Origin of the sequence: Marinimicrobium sp. ARAG 43.8 (assembly GCF_050113635.1) — a bacterium.
Taxonomy (GTDB): domain Bacteria; phylum Pseudomonadota; class Gammaproteobacteria; order Pseudomonadales; family Cellvibrionaceae; genus Marinimicrobium.
Genome location: NZ_JBNJLT010000001.1, coordinates 776,111 through 794,692, shown reverse-complemented (window position 1 = coordinate 794,692; position 18,582 = coordinate 776,111). Strand labels below are relative to the sequence as shown.

At 57.5% G+C, this 18,582-nt stretch carries 20 protein-coding genes; 15 read left to right on the top strand and 5 right to left on the bottom strand.

Going from position 1 to position 18,582, the window contains the following annotated elements; genetic code table 11:
• Window positions 1-50 precede the first annotated feature (50 nt).
• Together ACQCLF_RS03355 and ACQCLF_RS03350 are read left to right on the top strand one after the other, a co-directional pair.
• On the top strand, window positions 51-572 hold the full coding sequence (locus ACQCLF_RS03355; protein ID WP_426984872.1) for a hypothetical protein: 522 nt from the start codon (window positions 51-53) through the stop codon (window positions 570-572).
• A gap of 205 nt (window positions 573-777) precedes the next feature.
• Window positions 778-990: a hypothetical protein gene (locus ACQCLF_RS03350; RefSeq protein ID WP_426984871.1), complete on the top strand. Its 213-nt coding sequence runs from the start codon at window positions 778-780 to the stop codon at window positions 988-990.
• A gap of 6 nt (window positions 991-996) precedes the next feature.
• Here ACQCLF_RS03350 and ACQCLF_RS03345 read toward each other — a convergent pair whose 3' ends face one another.
• Together ACQCLF_RS03345 and ACQCLF_RS03340 are read right to left on the bottom strand one after the other, a co-directional pair.
• Complete coding sequence (locus tag ACQCLF_RS03345) at window positions 997-2,391, bottom strand: heavy metal sensor histidine kinase (protein WP_426984870.1); 1,395 nt, start codon at window positions 2,389-2,391, stop codon at window positions 997-999.
• Window positions 2,378-3,070: a heavy metal response regulator transcription factor gene (locus ACQCLF_RS03340; protein ID WP_265367044.1), complete on the bottom strand. Its 693-nt coding sequence runs from the start codon at window positions 3,068-3,070 to the stop codon at window positions 2,378-2,380. Before ACQCLF_RS03340 ends, ACQCLF_RS03345 begins: the two co-directional genes overlap by 14 nt.
• A gap of 185 nt (window positions 3,071-3,255) precedes the next feature.
• On the opposite strand from ACQCLF_RS03340, the gene ACQCLF_RS03335 reads away from it, so the two are divergent.
• From ACQCLF_RS03335 to ACQCLF_RS03315, 5 genes are all read left to right on the top strand, one after another.
• The gene (locus ACQCLF_RS03335; protein ID WP_265367045.1) at window positions 3,256-3,546 is read left to right on the top strand and encodes a hypothetical protein; all 291 of its coding nucleotides are present in this window, start codon (window positions 3,256-3,258) and stop codon (window positions 3,544-3,546) included.
• Between the two features lie 17 nt (window positions 3,547-3,563).
• Window positions 3,564-4,124: a c-type cytochrome gene (locus ACQCLF_RS03330; protein WP_277673025.1), complete on the top strand. Its 561-nt coding sequence runs from the start codon at window positions 3,564-3,566 to the stop codon at window positions 4,122-4,124.
• 71 nt (window positions 4,125-4,195) lie between these two features.
• Window positions 4,196-5,974, top strand: coding sequence for a copper resistance system multicopper oxidase (locus ACQCLF_RS03325; protein WP_426984869.1), 1,779 nt, complete (start codon window positions 4,196-4,198; stop codon window positions 5,972-5,974).
• Window positions 5,975-5,983: 9 nt separating this feature from the next.
• On the top strand, window positions 5,984-6,733 hold the full coding sequence (locus ACQCLF_RS03320) for a copper resistance protein B (RefSeq protein ID WP_426984868.1): 750 nt from the start codon (window positions 5,984-5,986) through the stop codon (window positions 6,731-6,733).
• Window positions 6,734-6,775: 42 nt separating this feature from the next.
• Entirely contained in the window at window positions 6,776-8,128 is a 1,353-nt protein-coding gene (locus tag ACQCLF_RS03315; RefSeq protein WP_426984867.1) for an APC family permease, read from the top strand.
• Between the two features lie 263 nt (window positions 8,129-8,391).
• On the opposite strand, the gene ACQCLF_RS03310 is transcribed toward ACQCLF_RS03315, so the two are convergent.
• Genes ACQCLF_RS03310 through ACQCLF_RS03300 form a run of 3 tightly spaced genes read right to left on the bottom strand, consistent with a single transcriptional unit; the run spans window position 8,392 to window position 11,115 of the window.
• A complete protein-coding gene (locus ACQCLF_RS03310) occupies window positions 8,392-9,681 on the bottom strand; it encodes an ISL3-like element ISPpu12 family transposase (protein WP_004574636.1) in 1,290 nt (429 codons plus the stop codon).
• 21 nt (window positions 9,682-9,702) lie between these two features.
• The gene (gene lspA, locus ACQCLF_RS03305; RefSeq protein WP_008740521.1) at window positions 9,703-10,215 is read right to left on the bottom strand and encodes a signal peptidase II; all 513 of its coding nucleotides are present in this window, start codon (window positions 10,213-10,215) and stop codon (window positions 9,703-9,705) included.
• A 3-nt stretch (window positions 10,216-10,218) separates the two neighbouring features.
• Complete coding sequence (locus ACQCLF_RS03300; RefSeq protein ID WP_004574643.1) at window positions 10,219-11,115, bottom strand: cation transporter; 897 nt, start codon at window positions 11,113-11,115, stop codon at window positions 10,219-10,221.
• 95 nt (window positions 11,116-11,210) lie between these two features.
• Here ACQCLF_RS03300 and cadR point away from each other — a divergent pair, with 95 nt between their 5' ends.
• The 8 genes from cadR (at window position 11,211) to ACQCLF_RS03260 (ending at window position 18,571) form a co-directional block, all read left to right on the top strand.
• Window positions 11,211-11,618 carry a Cd(II)/Pb(II)-responsive transcriptional regulator gene (gene cadR, locus ACQCLF_RS03295; protein ID WP_004364961.1) on the top strand — a complete coding sequence of 136 codons (408 nt, stop codon included), beginning with the start codon at window positions 11,211-11,213 and terminating at the stop codon, window positions 11,616-11,618.
• 269 nt (window positions 11,619-11,887) lie between these two features.
• Window positions 11,888-12,208 (top strand): P-II family nitrogen regulator, encoded by a 321-nt coding sequence (locus ACQCLF_RS03290; protein WP_062816624.1) that lies wholly within the window; start codon window positions 11,888-11,890, stop codon window positions 12,206-12,208.
• Between the two features lie 203 nt (window positions 12,209-12,411).
• The gene (locus ACQCLF_RS03285; RefSeq protein WP_062816625.1) at window positions 12,412-12,774 is read left to right on the top strand and encodes an NADH-quinone oxidoreductase subunit A; all 363 of its coding nucleotides are present in this window, start codon (window positions 12,412-12,414) and stop codon (window positions 12,772-12,774) included.
• Window positions 12,744-14,897: a heavy metal-binding domain-containing protein gene (locus ACQCLF_RS03280; protein WP_426984866.1), complete on the top strand. Its 2,154-nt coding sequence runs from the start codon at window positions 12,744-12,746 to the stop codon at window positions 14,895-14,897. Before ACQCLF_RS03285 ends, ACQCLF_RS03280 begins: the two co-directional genes overlap by 31 nt.
• A complete protein-coding gene (locus ACQCLF_RS03275; RefSeq protein WP_008930117.1) occupies window positions 14,894-15,790 on the top strand; it encodes a complex I subunit 1/NuoH family protein in 897 nt (298 codons plus the stop codon). Before ACQCLF_RS03280 ends, ACQCLF_RS03275 begins: the two co-directional genes overlap by 4 nt.
• Complete coding sequence (locus ACQCLF_RS03270) at window positions 15,790-16,356, top strand: NADH-quinone oxidoreductase subunit J family protein (protein WP_008930118.1); 567 nt, start codon at window positions 15,790-15,792, stop codon at window positions 16,354-16,356. Before ACQCLF_RS03275 ends, ACQCLF_RS03270 begins: the two co-directional genes overlap by 1 nt.
• Window positions 16,353-16,664 carry an NADH-quinone oxidoreductase subunit NuoK gene (gene nuoK / locus ACQCLF_RS03265; RefSeq protein ID WP_008930119.1) on the top strand — a complete coding sequence of 104 codons (312 nt, stop codon included), beginning with the start codon at window positions 16,353-16,355 and terminating at the stop codon, window positions 16,662-16,664. The genes ACQCLF_RS03270 and nuoK overlap by 4 nt, the downstream gene beginning before the upstream one ends.
• The gene (locus ACQCLF_RS03260; RefSeq protein WP_426984865.1) at window positions 16,661-18,571 is read left to right on the top strand and encodes an NADH-quinone oxidoreductase subunit L; all 1,911 of its coding nucleotides are present in this window, start codon (window positions 16,661-16,663) and stop codon (window positions 18,569-18,571) included. Before nuoK ends, ACQCLF_RS03260 begins: the two co-directional genes overlap by 4 nt.
• The last annotated feature ends 11 nt before the right edge of the window (window positions 18,572-18,582 follow it).

The following is an 18,582-nucleotide window of genomic DNA, read 5'->3' as shown; positions in this document are numbered from 1 at the left end:
CTTGATGGGCTCGCCTGTTGATATGTAGCCATATTCACAGGAGTCCAATCATGAACACTGATTATCAACTGGTTGCCACCGGAACACTTACTCCACTTAGTCGCGACGTTCTGGATGGCGCGAGCCAAAGCGAACTGTCTTTCAACCAGTCAAAACGTGCGGACTGGGTCAAGAGGATTCAGCCATCAATGGTGGAGGTCGCGGTCACTACTGGGTTTCCAAGTTACCAAAGCCTTGGGGAAGGGGCCTGGCAACATCAAGTGGTCGAGCGCATCTATCAGGCCGCTATCGCACGAACCAATAGCCGGTTAAAGCACGTGGCCCCCAGACAATACCTGCACCCTGAAAAATCAGCGCGGGTCTGCCTTGTGTGGGATCGGCTGCACGACAACGAGTATGGAAGGCCGGTTTACCGTCAGCGTTGGTACATATCCAAGCGTGATGTTGCCCTGCTGGGTTATCCCGGCCGCCTGGGAGAGGAGTGCTTTGCGGATATCGTTCTGGCGACGTGGCACGCGGGAACGGATGATGCGGAAGCATGGCGCACCCATGAAGTGGAGAGAGCCTGCTAGGGCTTAGATCAACCCCCTCTCCGCAAAACTCACCACTGAGTTCCCCAACTACGAGAGCCTGGGGGAGGGTGCCTAGTGTCACGAGCTGATAGAGCGTATCTACCACGCCGTCGTTGCCCGTACCAAAAAGCGCCTGGAGCATCTCAATCCTCGACGCTTCACCTACCCGCCGAAGTCGGCCAGCGTCAACTTGGCCCGGGAGCGCTTGCACCGCAACGACAGTGGTAAGCCGGTTTACGCGCAGCGCTGGTATCAGGAGAAAGACCACGCCGCGTTGTTCGGTTATCCAGTGCGTCTGGGCGAAGAGTCCTTCTCGGACATCATCATTGCCACTTGGCATGCTGGAACCTTTGATGTGGAAGCTTGGCGTAAACGTTGGGCATGTGGCGGCGCTCATCTACAACATGAGAAGACATAGTTCGTTTCAGTCTTCGAGAAAGGTGAGCGTGAAAGTGGTCATGTTCCGCGCCGATGTTGCTTCAGCGCGACCGCCATGAGCCTCGACGATGGATTTGACAATAGCGAGCCCAAGTCCTGCGCCCTCGCTTTGACGAGCTCTCGACGGGTCGACGCGATAAAAGCGGTCGAAAATGTTGGGTAAATGTTCGGCGGGAATCTCCGAACCCGGATTTTGGACGCTTAGCGAGACCTCTTGGTCTCCGGTTCTGGCCAGTTGTACGAGTACCGTCTCCCCCGAGGGTGTGAGGCGGATGGCGTTGGAGAGCAGGTTGGAAATCGCTCGTCGCAGCATGGCCCGGTCACCATGAATGGGGGGTGCCTGGCCTTCCAATATCAGGCGGATTTGCTTCTCTTCCGCCAGTGCCTCGAAAAAATCGAACAGCGCATTCACCTCCCTCGCTAAATCCAGCGGTGTCTGTACAGGCTTGAGGAGACCGTGATCACTCTTGGCCAGCCACAGCATGTCATTGACCATCTTGGCCAGGCGCTCCTGCTCCTCCAGATTGGAATACAGCAGTTCACGGTATTCTTCCCTATCTCTGGCCTTTCCCAGGCCGACTTGGGTCTGGGTAATGAGGTTGGTGAGCGGCGTACGCAACTCGTGTGCGATGTCGGCCGAGAAGTGCGACAGGCGAGTAAAGCTGTCTTCCAGCCGACCGATCATGTGATTGAACGAGGTGACCAGGCCCTGTAGCTCCGATGGCACCGAGGCTGGGTCGAGGCGCACGTGAAGCCGATCGGCCTGGATATCGCCGATTCTGTCAGACAAATCGCGCAGGGGCGCGTGGGCCTGATGAATGCCATACCAGGCGGCCAGAAGGGTAATGGCGCCGGCGAGGCTCATGATAAGCCACAAAGTGCGGTGAAAGCTCTGGAGAAAATCCAGGTGGAAGCCCATATCAATGGCCGTAGTGATCGAGTAACTCCGGCCTCCGACCTCATTCTGAGAGATCACACCCCGGAAGGTCTTATCGCCTTCCTGCCAGGTTTGCACGTTGCCTGCATTAATTTCGGACGTTGGGGAGAGGGGGTCGGTTGCTTGCGACAGGTCGGCACCCGGCATGCTGTAGACAGCATCGCCCTGCGCATCCCGAACTTCGAAAAAGACTCCGTGATGTCCGGATATGGCGTTAGCCAAGGCATCAGTTTGTTGTGCGGAGCCGTTGCCACCGCTCTGCAAGGCTTCGACAACCGCTTCGGTCATTACGGCCAGTTCACCGGCATCCTGTTCGGCGAAGTGACGCTCGACGGCACTGAGCACCAGGTTCCCGATCAGGAAAAGACTGAGCCCAATGGCCAGCCCCACAAACACCATGACCCGAGCGGCCAGCGACAGTGGTTGCCGATTAGTGATCTTCATCGTCGGTTTCCACGTCAAGTTTGTAGCCCATGCCACGCACGGTGTGAATCAGTTTGGGCTCGAAATCATCGTCAATTTTGGCCCTCAATCGACGAATGGCCACATCAATCACATTGGTGTCGGAATCGAAGTTCATATCCCATACCTGGGAAGCAATTAGCGAACGAGGCAACACCTCGCCACGCCGACGGACCATAAGCTCCAGAAGGCAAAACTCCTTGTGGCTGAGGTTGATTTTCTTCCCGGCGCGGGTAACGCGGTGTTTTGGCAGGTCAAGAGACAGGTCGGCAATCTCCAGTTGTTCCGACAGGGTAGGCGCGGATCGCCGGCGCAGTAATGTGCGTATTCGGGCCAGAAGTTCGGTAAAGGCAAAAGGTTTCACCAGGTAATCGTCGGCGCCCAGCTCCAGGCCCTTTACGCGGTCGTCCACAGCGTCACGTGCCGTTAGAAACAGCACCGGAGTCTGGCGGCCGGCTTCGCGCAATGACTGCACGATGCGCCACCCGTCCACATCTGGCAGCATGACGTCCAGAACTATCAGCTCAAAAGACTCCGTCATCGCCAGGTGATGGCCGTCGAGACCGTTGCGTGCCAGCTCGACCATAAAGCCGGCTTCGGTTAAGCCTTGGCGCAGATAGTCACCTGTCTTTACTTCGTCCTCTACCACCAGCAGTCGCATGAAGCACCTCTTCTGATCCGTATCGCACGAGTGTAGCTGACTGTGTCCAACGACAAGGTTACACGAACATTACAAAAATGTAATGTTCGAGTCATCTGGCAGACAGGGCCAGTTTGTTAGAGTGAGTGTTGGTTGTTGAAAACAGCAATGGCTGTTCACTTTCGTTCCAATTGAGGAGTTACCCCATGACACACAAAACTTTACGTTGGTTGGCCGCCCTGCCAGCGCTTATTTTGGTCCTAGCCGTGCAGGCGCATGAGCCGTCGGAGCATATGGAGGAGGCCGAAAAGCCGAAATGCTCAGAAATGAAAGACATGGACCACGCCGAGATGGACATGGATGACCCGGTCATGCAGGCCATGATGAAGAAGTGCAAGCAGCACATGGATAAGAAGGATGCCGACTCAAAGGAGTCCGAGCACAAGCACTCCGAGTCCGATGACGACGCAGCGCGTAATTCCCAACACGACCACTAAAGCATAAAGGAGAGCACATGGCGGCCCCTAGGTTTCTGTCTTGCATCAAATGCCTAATCGCTGCGCTCGTCATTGCCATAGCGGCGGCTGTAGCGTTCATCTACTCGGGTTTGTATCCCGTCGGCGCGGACGATCACCATACGCCACTGACTTATTGGGCGCTGGAAACACTGCGCGAACGCTCGGTTGACCGGGCGTCGAGCGGGATTGAAGTGCCCGCGGATCTGGACACGTCCGAGCGCCTGCTGGCCGGGGGCGCTGATTACAATGACATGTGTGCCGGCTGCCATCTCAAACCGGGCAAGGATGAGAGTGATTTCACCTTGGGCCTCAATCCCGCGCCACCGGATCTGACGCAACCGCATCAAGGGGAAGAGGATCTTGAGTCGCGGGCCCAACATAGGTTTTGGGTCATAAAACACGGCATCAAAGCCTCCGGCATGCCGGGCTGGGGTCCGAACCATGATGACGAGCGAATCTGGAGCATGGTGGCTTTCTTGAGACGCCTTCCCGAGCTGTCCCACGAGCAGTATCAAGTCTTGACTGCTCGGGGTTCCGCTGAAGCTCCTCATCATTAGCTTGGGCTACCGCCTGGTGGGCCCTGGAGTCAGATCCATTTTGCGAGAGTTTACAAGAGTCAGGAGGTTGCATGATGGGAAAACCGATAGAGGCGAGCCGTCGACGCTTTATCAAATCAGCGATCGGGGCGGCATCGGCCCTTGCCATGGCGAGGATGGCACCGACCTGGGCGTCTCCTCTGGGGCGAAGCTATGGCGATGCCGTCAATGCGGACCCAGCGGTCGACCTGCATATTCGCCGCGAGGATATGGACATTGGTGGGAAGATCGGTCGACCAATCACCATCAACGGAAGCATGCCCGGGCCGCTGATCAGGCTCAAAGAAGGACAGAGAGCTCGCCTGAACGTCACCAACTCGCTTGCTGATGACACCTCAATTCATTGGCACGGCATCATTCTGCCCGAGAACATGGATGGTGTGCCCGGCGTGAGCTTTCCCGGTATCAAACCAGGAGAAACCTTTCAGTACGAATACGACGTTAAACAAAATGGAACCTACTGGTATCACAGCCACTCGGGACTGCAGGAGCAGTTGGGGCACCTGGGGCCACTGGTGATTGATCCGGCCGACGGCGATATAGGCGCGGACCGGGAGCATGTGATCATCCTGAGCGACTGGACTTTTGAAGACCCTCACGAGGTATTCCGCAACCTGACCGTCGCGGAGGGCTACTACAATTACCAGCAGCGAACCTTGGGGGACACTTTTGCCGATATCCGCCGTCAAGGGCTGGCGAAAACCTGGGAACAGCGGTCCATGTGGAACACAATGCGCATGAGCTCCCGGGATTTGCTGGATGTGACCGGATCCACCTATACCTATCTGATGAATGGCCGTGATAATGCAACAAACTGGACAGCGCTGTACAAGCCCGGCGAAAAGGTCCGGTTGAGAATCATCAATGGATCGGCCATGTCGTTTTTTGATTTTCGCATTCCGGGCCTTGAGATGGTGGTGGTCTCCGCCGACGGTCAACCGATCAAGCCAGTCACAGTCGATGAATTCCGTATCGGCGTGGCGGAAACCTACGATGTCATCGTGACGCCGAAAAGCGAACGGCCCTATACGCTGTTCGCGGAGAGTATGGATCGCAGCGGTTATGTCCGGGGCACGCTCGCAACGGACGTGGGTCAGGAAGCGCCGGTGCCCGATTTACGGCCGGTGCCCGAACGGGGTATGGCGGCGATGGGGATGAGCCACGATATGGATGGCATGGATATGGCGTCCTCCAAGGGCGATGAATCCGGTATGGGTGGGCAGCATGAGATGCACGGTGACCATGACGGGGGTGTGGCGGCATCTCAACAACGGCCTTCGGCCCCGGATCTTGGCATCGAGCACGCACCGGGTGGCCATGGTCCCGCCGCAGCGATGATTGCTCGCAATCCGGTCAGCCGGCTAAACGAGCCTGGCGTTGGCCTTGAGGATGTGGATCATCGCGTTCTGGTCTATGGCGATCTGATCGGCGCTCATCCCTGGCCAGACGAAAGGGAGCCGGAACGGGACATTGAGCTTCACCTCACCGGCAACATGGAGAAATACATGTGGTCCTTTGATGGGGTGAAGTTTACCGAAGTCGATGGTCCCGTAGAGTTCAACCATGGAGAGCGTCTGCGTCTGATCATGGTGAATGACACCATGATGGATCACCCCATCCATTTGCATGGCATGTGGATGGAGCTTGAAAACGGCCAATACCCCCGTCCTCGAAAACACACTATCAGCCTTAAACCCAGTGAGGTGGTCTCGTTGCAAATCAGCGCTGATGCGCCCGGCAGCTGGGCTTTTCACTGCCATCTGCTGTATCACATGAAGGCAGGCATGTTCCGCGTCGTCAACGTCAGCTAAGGAGGAATTATGAGAAAATTGGAGATCGTTGTGTCTCTGGTGCTGGCTGGAGTGAGCGGCCCGGTGTGGGCGGGCCACGCCGAAGACGACTGGCCCGAGCCCGTTAAATCCTATCGAACCGGCCAGATTCTGTTTGACCGACTGGAAGTCACCCGGACCGATAACGACGAAGACGTGCTCGTCTGGGATATGCTGGCCTGGTACGGTAGCGACAGAAATCGAATCTATTTCAAGAGCGAAGGCGAAAACCAGAAGGATGATGGCGAGCCCACTGAGCTGGAGAGCGCGGAGGTGCTGGCCAGTCGTCTGATTGCCCCGTTCTGGGAGCTACAAGGGGGTATTGGTACCCGGGGGTCGTTGGCGTCGGGGGCGGAGCGCGAGAACTACCTGGTGTTCAGCCTGTTCGGTGTGGCCCCCTATCGGTTTGAGATGGATAACTCCATTACGGTGAATGAGGATGGCGACATCGCCGCGACCATTGAGGCCGAATACGACCTGCGCCTGACCCAGGTGTCCTACCTGCAGCCGCGTTTGGAAGTTGCCGCCGCATTGACCGATGCTGAAGCGTACGATCGCCCCACCGGATTGAATGATATTCGTGTGGGATTACGCTATCGGTACGAACTGTCCAGAGAATTTGCTCCCTACATTGGTGCCTATTGGAGCCGCCCTCTGGGGGACAAGGCTGACCAGATACGTGCCGGAGGCGGAGACGACTCCGAAACCGGCCTCGTCATTGGCGCCCGCATTTGGTTCTGATTTCATAGAGTAGATAAACCAACTTAACAGCCCGGAGGCTTTATGGCTAAGGACGATGACAGAACAACGCGTTATCAGGAAGGAAGTTTGACATTATCGGGTACGGTCATGCTGGGTACCGGTGTCATGATTGGCGCCGGTATCTTTGCGCTTACCGGGCAGATGGCGCAGATGACCGGCGTCCTTTTCCCGTTGGCGTTCCTGGCCGCCGCCGTCATCGTCAGCTTCAGCGCCTATTCGTACATCAAGATTTCCAATGCCTACCCGTCCGCCGGTGGCATTGGCATGTATTTGCACAAGGCCTATGGCAATCGCTTGCCAACAGCGTTCAATGCTCTGCTGATGTATTTTTCCATGGTGATCGCTCAGAGCTTTCTTGCCCGCACTTTTGGTTCCTACACCATGCAGCTCTTCGGTGGAGATGAGAGCGGTATGATGGTGCCTATTTTGGGCGTATCACTTATTCTTGCAGCCTTTCTGATTAACCTTTCCAGTAATAGGCTGATCCAGGGCGTAGCTTCTTTTATCGGTGTTTTGAAAATTGGTGGCATCGTCATTTTCGGGCTGGTGGGAATCTGGGTTGCGGACAGGCTTTCCGTGGACTTCTCAAGCCCCGGAGAGGCGGGAACCGTAGGCAACTTCCTGGGGGCTACGGCTCTGGGGATATTGGCGTTTAAAGGCTTTACGACCATTACCAATAGCGGCTCTGAGGTGAAAAATCCTAAGCGTAATGTCGGTCGTGCCATTGTGATTTCTATCGCTGCTTGCGTCGTGATCTACACACTCGTTGGTTTCGCTGTTGCGAGCAACCTTTCATTGGCCGAAATCATCGAGACGCGGGATTATTCCCTGGCCGCTGCCGCGCGCCCAGCACTGGGAAACTATGGGGTCTGGTTCACGGTGGCCATAGCAATGATGGCTACTGCGGGCGGCATTCTAGCCAGCATTTTTGCGGTCTCACGAATGCTGGCCATGCTGACTGAAATGAAGCTGGTCCCACACAATCATTTTGGTATGCCTGGGAGTATCCAGAAGCACACTCTGGTCTATACTGTCGTTTTGGGCTTGTTTCTGACCGCATTTTTTGATCTGTCTCGGATTGCCGCTCTGGGAATTGTGTTCTACTTGATAATGGATATCGCCATTCACTGGGGCGTGCTTCGCTACTTGCGTGAGGACATCAAGGCCAAAGCGTGGGTACCCGTTACAGCCATTGCTCTCGATTTACTGGCGCTCGGAGGTTTTGTCTGGGTCAAACTGAATACGGATCCGTTCGTGATCGGCGTGGCCGTAGTGGCGATGGTCCTAATTGCGGTTGGCGAGCAGGTATTTCTTAAAAAAACGTCGGGGGTAGAGCCGCCGACTGGAGAGCACACTCATTCTCATCACCACTGAATTAACCAATTGAAATGGAGCTTTGAATATGATTGAAGGTAACATGTTAGGAAACACCATGGGCGCGGGCCACTGATTATGGATGCTGGTTGTTGCCATTATTGTTGTGATACCGACGTGGCGTATTTGCCAGCGTGTTGGGTATCCGGGAATTTTGGGCGTTTTGATATTGATTCCACTCGTTAATCTTGCCTTTCTCTATTTTGGGTATACGGATTTAATGGTTGATGGGGCACCTTCACCCCATCAATCTGATACCACCCTCAGATGGTTGATAGATCGACTCCGTAGTTGAGTTCCTCTGCGAAGTCCGGCAGTCCGTAACCGATGGTTTTCTTGTAGAAAGGAGAGACCTTCGCAGTCGGTGCCTTCTTCTTGTGCTTCGTGGTGTAGAGCATTCGTGCCCGCATCACCTCGAAGGAGTAACCGCGCCCTTCACGGTTCTTGTCCTTGGCCAGTCGGTTGATGGACTCCGTGTAAGCGTTGGTGACGGGCATGTCCGTCTCGAAGTAGGTCATGGTCTCTTCGCGCCAGTTTCCCACTGCCCTGACCAGATCGCTCCAGACTTCCTTTTGGCCCTTCGGGATGGTGGCTATCCACTCGTCCAGGGCGGCTTCTGCCTGGAGCCGTGTGGTGGCGTCCCAGATGCCGTAGAAGCGCTCCTTGTGCTCGTAGGCGGCCAGCAGTTGCGGGAACGCGCCTGTCCAGGTCTCCATGATGAGGCGCTCCCGGTCTGAGACTTCGTGAGCGCGTTTCAGCAGGATTTTCCGGTCTCCCTTGAGAGTCCGGCTCTGGGACGGTTTCAGCTCCTTTCTGAGGCCCTTGCGCACTCTCTCTAGGGCATCGTTGGCCATGCGCACCACATGGAACTTATCGACCACGATACGGGCCTGGGGCAGCACAGCCTTGACCGCTGCCCGGTAGGGGTTCCACATGTCCATGCTGACGATCTCGACCTTCTGCCGGTCTTTCAGCTTCATCAGGTAGTTGGTCACCACGTCCTGGCGGCGGGTGGCCAGCAGGTCGAGCAGGGTTCGCTCCTCAATGTTGGTCAGAATGCAGCGGTAGCGCTTGTTCAGGTATAGCTCGTCAATGCCCAGGATGCGGGGCGTCTCGAAGCGGTGCCAGCGCCCCAGGAACTCGGCGCGGGCGTTGAAGATGTCGCGCACCGTCTTCTCGTCCAGGCCGGTCTGTGCCGCCACAAAGGTGTAGGGGTGGTTGAAGGATTCCTTCTCCACGTACTCATGCAGCCGCAGTGTCATACGGAATCCGTCCACCATCTCCGGTAGCTGGGGCCTGAATGTTGTCTTGCAGGCCCGGCAGGTGTATCGGCGGCGGACCACCCAGAGAGTGACCCGCTTGCCGTGGATGGGCAGATCACGATAGGGAACGTCACGCTTGCCGAACCGTACGAACTCACCCTGCACGCCGCATTCCTCGCAGGCGATGGGATCGGGCACGTCCACCTGGAAGTGCATTTCGTCGTCGGTTGATTTGCAGCCCAGTACTTGGTATTGCGGCAGGTGAAGGATGTTGTCGGGAAGTTCGGTCATGGTGTTGTATAGGCGTAGGTGTCAGTCAGATCCATCCGGCTCGGCATTGGTGTTTGCTTTTTTACCCAACAAGCTGCTGGAAACGAAAAGTAAGGCACCGAGGACAATTGCAATATCAGCCAGGTTGAAGGCCGGCCAATGCCAGTCTCGCCAATAGAAATCAAAGGAATCCACAACATAGCCGCGAAAGACCCGGTCAATCAGGTTGCCCATGGCGCCACCGAGGATAAGACTGTAAGCGATGGCTTCTCCTTTATGACGATTTTCAAGGATCAGCTTGATCAGAAAAATCGAGACCACTACCGCGATTCCGATAAATAAGTAGCGCTGCCAGCCTCCACCATTCGCAAAAAGACTGAATGCGGCACCGGTGTTCCATAGGTGCACCCAGTTAAAGAACGGGGTCACCGAAACATACTCGCCATAGGCCATTGATTGCTGCACCAGCCACTTTACAGCCTGATCAGACGCTGCCAGCAGGCCCGATATGGACAATAGGGCATACGGCGAGAGCTTTTTGCCAATAATGAGCATTATTTAACCCTTCAACGCCAAAATGCGTCTGGCACCGTTAAGTACAATGCCCCCCGCGATGGTGCCGATAATCAGATCCGGATAATTGGAACCGGTCCACGCGACCAGGGCGCCGGCGGTGATGACCCCCAGGTTGATCACCACGTCGTTGGCCGAGAATATCCAGCTTGCCTTCATGTGCGCCCCGCCTTCCCGATGTTTGGATATGAGCAGCAGACAACTGGTATTGGCAATCAATGCGACGAATGCGATAGCCATCATCACCAGCGATTCAGGCTCACTACCGAATACAAAGCGTCTCACCACCTCTACGAGCACGCCCACAGCCAAGATCAGTTGCAGTACACCAGCAAGATGCGCGGCACGTACCTGCATTTTCACGCTATGTCCAACCGCATAAAGGGCAAGCCCGTACACCGCCGCATCGGCAAAATTGTCCAGGGATTCTCCAATCAGGCCGGTGGACTGGGCGATCAGACCGGCAGTCATTTCCACCACGAACAGAAGTGCATTGATGCCGAGCAACCAGCGCAGGGTCCCGGATTCTTGCTTAGCAGAAGCTGCCGAAAACTCGGCGGCCTTGATGGTCTCCGGATTTGCAGCGACGGTTTCCTGAAGCGAGGCGCCTAGCCCCAAGGTCTTCAGTTTCGAGGTGACGGGCTCGACCTCGCCGTCATGCACGACCTTCAGCCGGCGGTTCGACAAGTCGAAGGACAGCGCCCGAATCTCCTCAAAGCCGTTCAGGGCTAGGCGAATCATTCGTTCTTCTGATGGACAGTCCATCTTCGGCACGGCATAAACACTGACCCATCTCCCTGGCGCCTCGGAGGAGGCCTGTATATCGGTATCCGCTGCGGACGTTGCATCACCGCCACAGGCGCCACCACAGGATTTGCTCATGATACGACTCCACTTGAACAATGTTGTGGTACCATTTAAAACTATAAAGCTACTATAAGGTCAATAGAGTAAAGAATCCGTTGGGGAGGAGGCTGATGCGCATTGGTCAGTTGGCGCAGTTGGTAGGGGTCGAAACACAGACGATCCGCTTCTATGAACAGCAGGGCTTGTTGCCGCCGCCTGATCGGCAGGACAACGGTTACCGTGTCTATACCGAGAAGCATGGTGAGGGGCTGGCCTTCATCCGTCGCTGCAGAATCCTGGGCCTGTCACTGGCTGAGATTCACGAACTACAGAGCTATCAGGACGACCCTCATCAGCCTTGTACCGCCGTCAACGCCTTGCTCGATGATCACATCTCTCATGTGCGGTCGCAGATAACCGCTCTGCAAGCGCTTGAGAAACAACTCGTTTCACTGAGAGCGAGTTGCAACGATGACCGGGAAGTTGAGGCGTGTGGGGTTCTTGCTGGAATTAGCGAAGGAAACATGCACCAGCAGTAGGTGAAGCATCAACCAGATAATCCGATGAGATGCCGGTCTGTCTCACTCTCATGCAAAGGTAAGATCAATCATTTAATCCGCTTACCCTCTATTTTCTGGCGTTTGCGGATTGGCCATGTAACAAACGTGGCGACTGAGTTTTGAAGAGGCGTAGAAAATAGAAGTGTGTACCGTTTTTGACTGCAGTTTAGCTTCGAATGTTTAACTACTGGAAGAAGGGATGATCTGAGTTGCTCGTCGCTCAATTTCCTTAATGTAGTGGAGTTATGATGAATACGAAATTTTGCAAAGTAACGGCAATATTTTCCTCGTTAGAACTTGAAAAAGTCGAGGGCGCGCTGAAAGCAATTGGCGTGTCCGGCTTGACGGTTTCCAAGGTACGCGGTTTCGGCGAGTACCGGAACTACTATGCAGAGGACACTATGGCTGACTGGGTTCGCGCCGAGATATTCGAGGAAGCGGGTCGGGCGGAAAAAATAGTGAAAACCATTGCCCGGACGGTCCACAAGGGGCTCGACAGCGACGGGTTTGTGGCCGTTCTCCCGGTAGAAGATCTGTTGCATATTCGCGACTTCAAGGACGTGCCGTAGTCGAATCTACTTGTTAAAACTCAGTAGAAGGCGGAGGTTCTGACCGCGTGAGTAGAGGGATAGTTTGCGCTTCCGGCAAGGGTGTCTAGACTTGAAACTGATCTTCGTCGAACCATTCGTTGAACGGGGTTCCATATTTTTTGTGCAATAGAGAGTTAGATCTCACGAACCTGTGCCAGAGTAAACTTGAGAAGTTAGACGTTATGAGCGCTACACAACAATACTCATTGCTGCTGGGGTTAGCCCTGGGTGTCCTGGGTACGGTGTTGAGCCTTTATGGCTTGGCTCGTAGTTTGGGGGCGACACGGCAGGAGCCGGGAAAGGATGTGCCGGCGAGTGCGGGGGTGCTGTCACGCGATCCGGTCTGGGGACGTTATCATGCGCGCTATTACGGTTATGCGTTGCTGTTCTTGGCGTTCGATATGGAGATGGCCTACATGTACCCTTGGGCGGTTGTGTTCAAGGAGGTAGGGCTGGTTGCTTTACTTGATATGGGCGTGTTTCTTGCGATTCTCTTTCTCGGGCTGCTTTACGGATGGAGCCAGGGCGCTCTGAGGCGGCAGTGATGTCTGAGGCCGCAACGACACTTGCCGGCGCACGCAAAGGGCGTCCATCTATCCTGCGAAGGTGGGTTGGGCAGGCTCTGGCGCGCAATTTGAGCTGCCTGGTAGTCCCTGGGCCGGAAGTGGCCCTGGCGCATGGGCTGGACCTGGCGGCCGCAGACATGCGCATCGCCGCCACGCCGCGCGATGCCACTGTGCTTCTGATTGTCGGTGAGCTATCTCAGAAGTTGGATGAGGCCACAGCAGTGCTCTATGCCCAGATGCCTAGGCCGCGAGCTATTCTAGTGCTCGGTGGGTCAGCACCTTCGTCTTTACCTCAAGCTGACGTTTCTGCGGATCTCTCACAAACCGAACTGATGGAGGCGGCCACTCGGCTGCAGCGGTTGCTGGCCGAAGGCGCCTTCGCCGCCTCGCCCGACGATTTTGACTCATCAATCCTGCAAACCAAAACCGAATACGTCTGCCCCATGCACCCAGAAGTGGTGGAAGACGAACCAGGTAGCTGTCCCAAATGCGGCATGGACTTGGTGGCGCGCGAAGCCGGCGGCGACTCTGATGCCGGGGAACACGACGAGAACCGCGGCCACGAGCACCACGAACATCATCATGATCATAAGCATGAGAGCGAGGGACACGATCATCACCATGCTCACCACAATGATCATGGACAGAGTCATGAGCGCCATCACGGCCATCACCAGAATCATAAACACGCTCATGACCACGAACAGCATCAGGGCGACGACGATCACGAGCATGCTCATTGCCATGAGCATGAGGATCATCAGGGCCAGGATCACGGCCACCAACAGGAACCGGCTCAAGAACAATCCGGCACTGAATATATCTGTCCCATGCATCCAGAAGTAGTCAGAAGCGAGCCGGGCAGGTGCCCCAAATGCGGCATGGATCTAGAACCGCATAAGCCCGGAGAAGACGAGAGCGTGAAGGAAGATGTGTCGGAGCACGATCACGAGCACCACCATGACCATTCCGGGCACGACCATGACGGGCATGATCATTCTGACCACGACCACGACCACGACCACGACCACGACCACGACCACGACCACGACCACGACCACGACCACGACCACGACCACGACAGTTCCGGATTCATGTCCATGGTCGAGGTTACCAAAGACCTGCCCCGCAGTGCCGATGGTTTGGCAATGGACTGGCTTGAGGTGCCCTTCGGCCCCTGCTTTCCCGGTTTGCCGGGCGGATTGAAGCTAACCTTGACGCTCGACGGCGATGGGGTGACCGAGGGCCAAGCAACATCTCTGGTAGCTATGAACACGTCATCTGAAGAGGTGGCGGTCGAAACCTTCATCGAGCGCCTGGCGGCGGCTATGCCGTTGGCACCGGTAAGTTATCGCCTCTTGGCCTGTCGCGCTATCGAGCAGGCGGCCGGTCTGGAGCCAGATCCGGCCGTCGAGCGGGGCCGGGCGGCCGCTCTTGAGCGCGAGCGCATCGCCAGCCACCTGGGCTGGCTGGCTCAGTTGGGGCGCCAGCTCAGCTTTGTCTGGTTAACGCGTCGTGCGGCGGCTTTGCAATTGGAAACCCAGCGCGCCGACCGGGAGCAGCTTGTCGCCCTGCGACCGGCGCTGCAGTCGCTCATTGCACGGCTCGAGCATACGCCCCTCCTCAAAGCGCGCTTGAAAGGCATCGGAGCTTTGCCCCACGGCTCCCAGGATCTACGAGGCACGGTGGCCCGCGCCTCCGGCCGAACCGAAGACGCCCGCCAGGCGGATGCAATGTATCGCGAGCTGGGTTTCGAAATGCGCGCTGAGAGCGCCGGGGACGCCTGGGCGCGTCTCCGGCAGCGGCATGTTGAGATCATGACCAGTCTCGACCTCGTGGAGGTGGCCGGAGACCCTGAGCTCCCCAAGCTGCGCGCCATCGACAACCCTTCCGGAACGGGAGAGGCGACCGTGGAAACGCCGCGTGGCCGCGCCACATTGCGACTAACGCAGGAGCGAGGGCAGGTGGTATCGGTCGAGCTGGATAGCGCCTGCAGCCAACATATCGGCTTGGTCGCCGATTTGGTCGAGGGCCAGGAGCTGGGCGATGCCCTGGTGGCGGTCGGGTCACTGGATCTCTCGCCCTGGGAGGTGACCTCATGACTGTCGCCTTAGTGTTGCTCACCTTGCTGGTTGGCGCTTGGTTACTGGCTGTGATTGAGGCCTGGCTAACGACCGGCCGCCTGCGACCGGTTGCGCCGCTGCTGGCGGGCCTGTCGCACCTGGGCCGGGAGTCCATCCTGGCGCGCAAACCCGACCGGTTGTTTTTCGAGACCGCGCCAGTGTTGTTGCTGGTGGTAGCGGTGCTCGGTGCTGCCGTGCTTCCGCTGGCGCCGGATCTGGTCATCGCTGATCTGGCCACCGGCGCCTTGTTTCTTAACGCGGTGCTTGCCTATGTGTTGGTATCGCTGATTATGGCGGGTTGGGGCCCGAATGGCGCCTACGCGATGGTCGGTGGCTGGCGCTTTCTCGGCCAGCTTATCGCCTACTCCATGCTTATCGTCATGCCCATTACGGCGACCGCCATGCGCGCTGAGTCCCTGCTAAACAGTGCCATCGTCGAGTCTCAGGCCGGTTTATGGAACATAGTTTACCAACCGCTGGGCTTTGTGTTGTTTTTCATCGCCGCTATCGCGTTGGCGTTCCGCTCACCCTTCGACCTGCCTACCGCACCCGGTGAGTTGGCCGGCGGGGTCGACGCCGAATACACCGGCGTGCGCCTGGCAGTGTTGCGGCTGGCACGGTTGGTGATGGTAATCACCCTGTCTGCCGCGACCACGGTGTTTTTTCTCGGTGGCTGGCAGGGGCCGCTTTTGCCGCCCTGGGCCTGGAGCCTGATCAAGACTCTGGCGGTAGCCGTATCGATGTTGTTGGTCGGCTTTTATTTACCTCGTATTCGCGAGGCGGATCTGCTGGGCTGGTGCTGGAAGCTCGGGATCCCTCTGGCATTGCTCAATATCTTGATAGTCGGATTGCTCATCCTGGTGGTGCCTTAATGGTTGTTCAGGCTTTTTTTGTCGGCGTATTCGGGCTGGCAGCGATTGGTTTCGGTGTGGCGGTGTTCCGTACTGCGTCTATGGTGCGTTCTGCATTGGCGCTGCTGTTTTCGCAGGCCGCCGTGGGCTGCATGTTTCTGGCCATGCAGGCCGAATTCCTGGGCGTGCTGCAGATTATGATGATGGCCACCGAAATGAGCATCATGGCCATCTTCATGGTGATGTTCATGATGGACCCCGGTGGGCTTGGCGGGATGGATATGAGCCACCAGAAGCGCTTTTCGATTGGCGCCGGAGCCATTGCCGCCGCCACCGCCATCTCGGTAGCGCTGTTCTCTGATTGGGGACCGATAGTCGCCGAGGCGCCGGATGCCGCAATGCAAACGCGGGAACTCGGTTTTGAAATGTTGGGTCGCTCTATGCTGGTTTTCGAGACCGCCGCCATCACCATCCTGACCGCAATGATCGCGGCTACGGCAGTAGCGATTCCGGTGCGCCAGCCCGGCGTCGACACAGGAAAGCTCGACAAGGGAAACGGTGATAAAGAACAGGAGGCTTCAAAATGACTCCGGTACTGATCCTGGCACTTCTGACCGGCGCCATTCTCTTTGGTGTCGGTATCTATGGCGCGCTCTCGCAGACTAATCTGGTCATGATAATGATGGGCGTGGAGCTGATTCTGGCGGGCGCGCTGGTGAACCTGGTGGCCTTTTGGCGCTTTCTGCATCCGGAGGTCTACGCCGGACAGATGTTTGTGCTGGTGGTGATGACGGTTATGGCAGTGGAGATGGCCGTCGGTTTCGGCGTCGCAATTGCACGCTTCCGGGCCAAGGGCTCGGTCGAGATGGAAGAGGCAGGAGACCTGAAAGGATGAGTGACCTGGTCTTTCCCATAGTGTTCCCTTTGCTTGCGGCCGCTGCCATTCTGCTGCTGCGCCGGGGAGCGGCTATTTTGGCGTTGGCCGGGGTCGCACTCAGCCTGGCGGCAAGCCTTAGGCTTTTAGGGGCGACCGCCAGTGGTGACTCCGCACCCCTGGTGCTGCCAGGCTTGCCGGATCTGCCCTTGCGGTTGACCGCCGAGCCGCTAACCGCGCTGTTCAGTGTGTTGGTGGCCGCCGTGGCGACTTGCGTACTGATTTATTCGGTGGGCTATATGAAGCGGGAGTCCGGTTTACCCCGATTTTTTGCCCTCATGTCCCTGTTTGTTGCCGCCATGCAGGCCCTGGTGCTGGCCGGCGACTGGATTCTGGTGCTCGTCGCCTGGGAGCTGATCGGGTTGTGCAGTTACCTGCTGATCGGCTTCTGGTTTCAGCGACCCGAAGCGGCGAACGCCGCGAGCCGTGCCTTTCTCTACACCCGCAGCGCCGACCTTGGTCTGTACATCGCTATATTTATCCTCATCGGGGCGGCAGGCACCAGCCAGATCGCCGCCACCCTGAATGTCGACGGAGGCACCGCCGTGGCGGCCGGGCTTTTGTTGCTGCTGGCCGCCATGGGCAAGTCCGCCCAGGTCCCCTTGCAGGATTGGCTTATGCGCGCCATGGCGGGGCCAACACCGGTGTCGGCGTTGTTGCATTCGGCGACATTGGTGGCAGCTGGCGCCATTTTACTGATCCGCGTAGCGCCGCTGCTGGCGCCGAACGTTTTGCTCGCTATTGGGCTGGTGGGCGGTATTACTACCGTGGCGGCAGGGCTGATTGCGCTGGCCGAACGCGACCTCAAACGCCTGCTGGCAGCCTCAACCGCCAGTCAGTATGGTCTGATGCTGATTGCGGTCGGCGCCGGTGTGCCGCTGGCGGCGTTGCTGCATCTGCTCGCCCATGCCGCCATCAAGAGCGGCCTGTTTTTAGCGACTGGTGAATTTCAGCATGCGCGCGGCGGCACGGCTTTGAGGTGCTTGCGGGGTGTAGGGCGCGATCGGCGCTGGACTTTCCTCGGCTTCGCATTGGCAGCGATGGCCCTGGTGGGTGCTCCACCGCTGAGCGGCTTCTTCTCAAAGGACGCGGTGATCGCCGCCGCGCTGTCCGCACCAAGTACCGCCTGGCTCGCTCCGCTGGCACTGGCGGGCACACTGCTGACTGGCGCCTACCTGGCTCGCGCGCTTCGGATGCTATGGCTCGAGCGCGAGGAGGGCGAGAGCGAAAGCCGTCCGGTCGCCGGTGCCCGCTGGATGGGGGTGGGAGTATGGGCCCTGGTAATCCCAGCCGTCTTCCTGGGTCTGACCTTCGGTCCCATTGAAGCCTTGTTGGGTTTACCCGGCCCTGAAGCCCATGGCACTACCGCCATGCTGTTCGGACTTCTCGCGGCAGTGGTCGGCCTGGCGCTGGGCTGGCTGGTACCGGCACCGCGCCTGCTTGGCCCTTTCCACCCCTGGGCACAATCGGGGCTGGTCATCGCCGGAGGGCTCACCTTCTGGATCGGCCGACCAGCCATGGCCATTGCCTACGGCTGCCAGCGCCTGGAGCGTGGCCTATACGCGACCGTCCTGAGTGTCGGCCGTGGAGGCCTCTTCATTGCTCGAGGTTGCGGGCGCGTGGAACGAGGTTTGTATGCGGCGGTGTTGGGTACTGGCCGTGCCAGCTTGGCCGTGGCGCATTTGGTTCGGGTAGGAGATGAGCGCCGAATCGACGGCCTGATCTTCTCCCTGGTGGCCGGCGTGCGAGGCTGGGGAGACCGTGCCCGCTCCCTGCAAAGCGGTTGGATTCACCACAGTCTGGCTATCAGCGCCGTGGTTACCGCCGTAACACTGATCATACTGCTTTCGGCTTCATTGAGTTTCTAGAGGACAGCCAT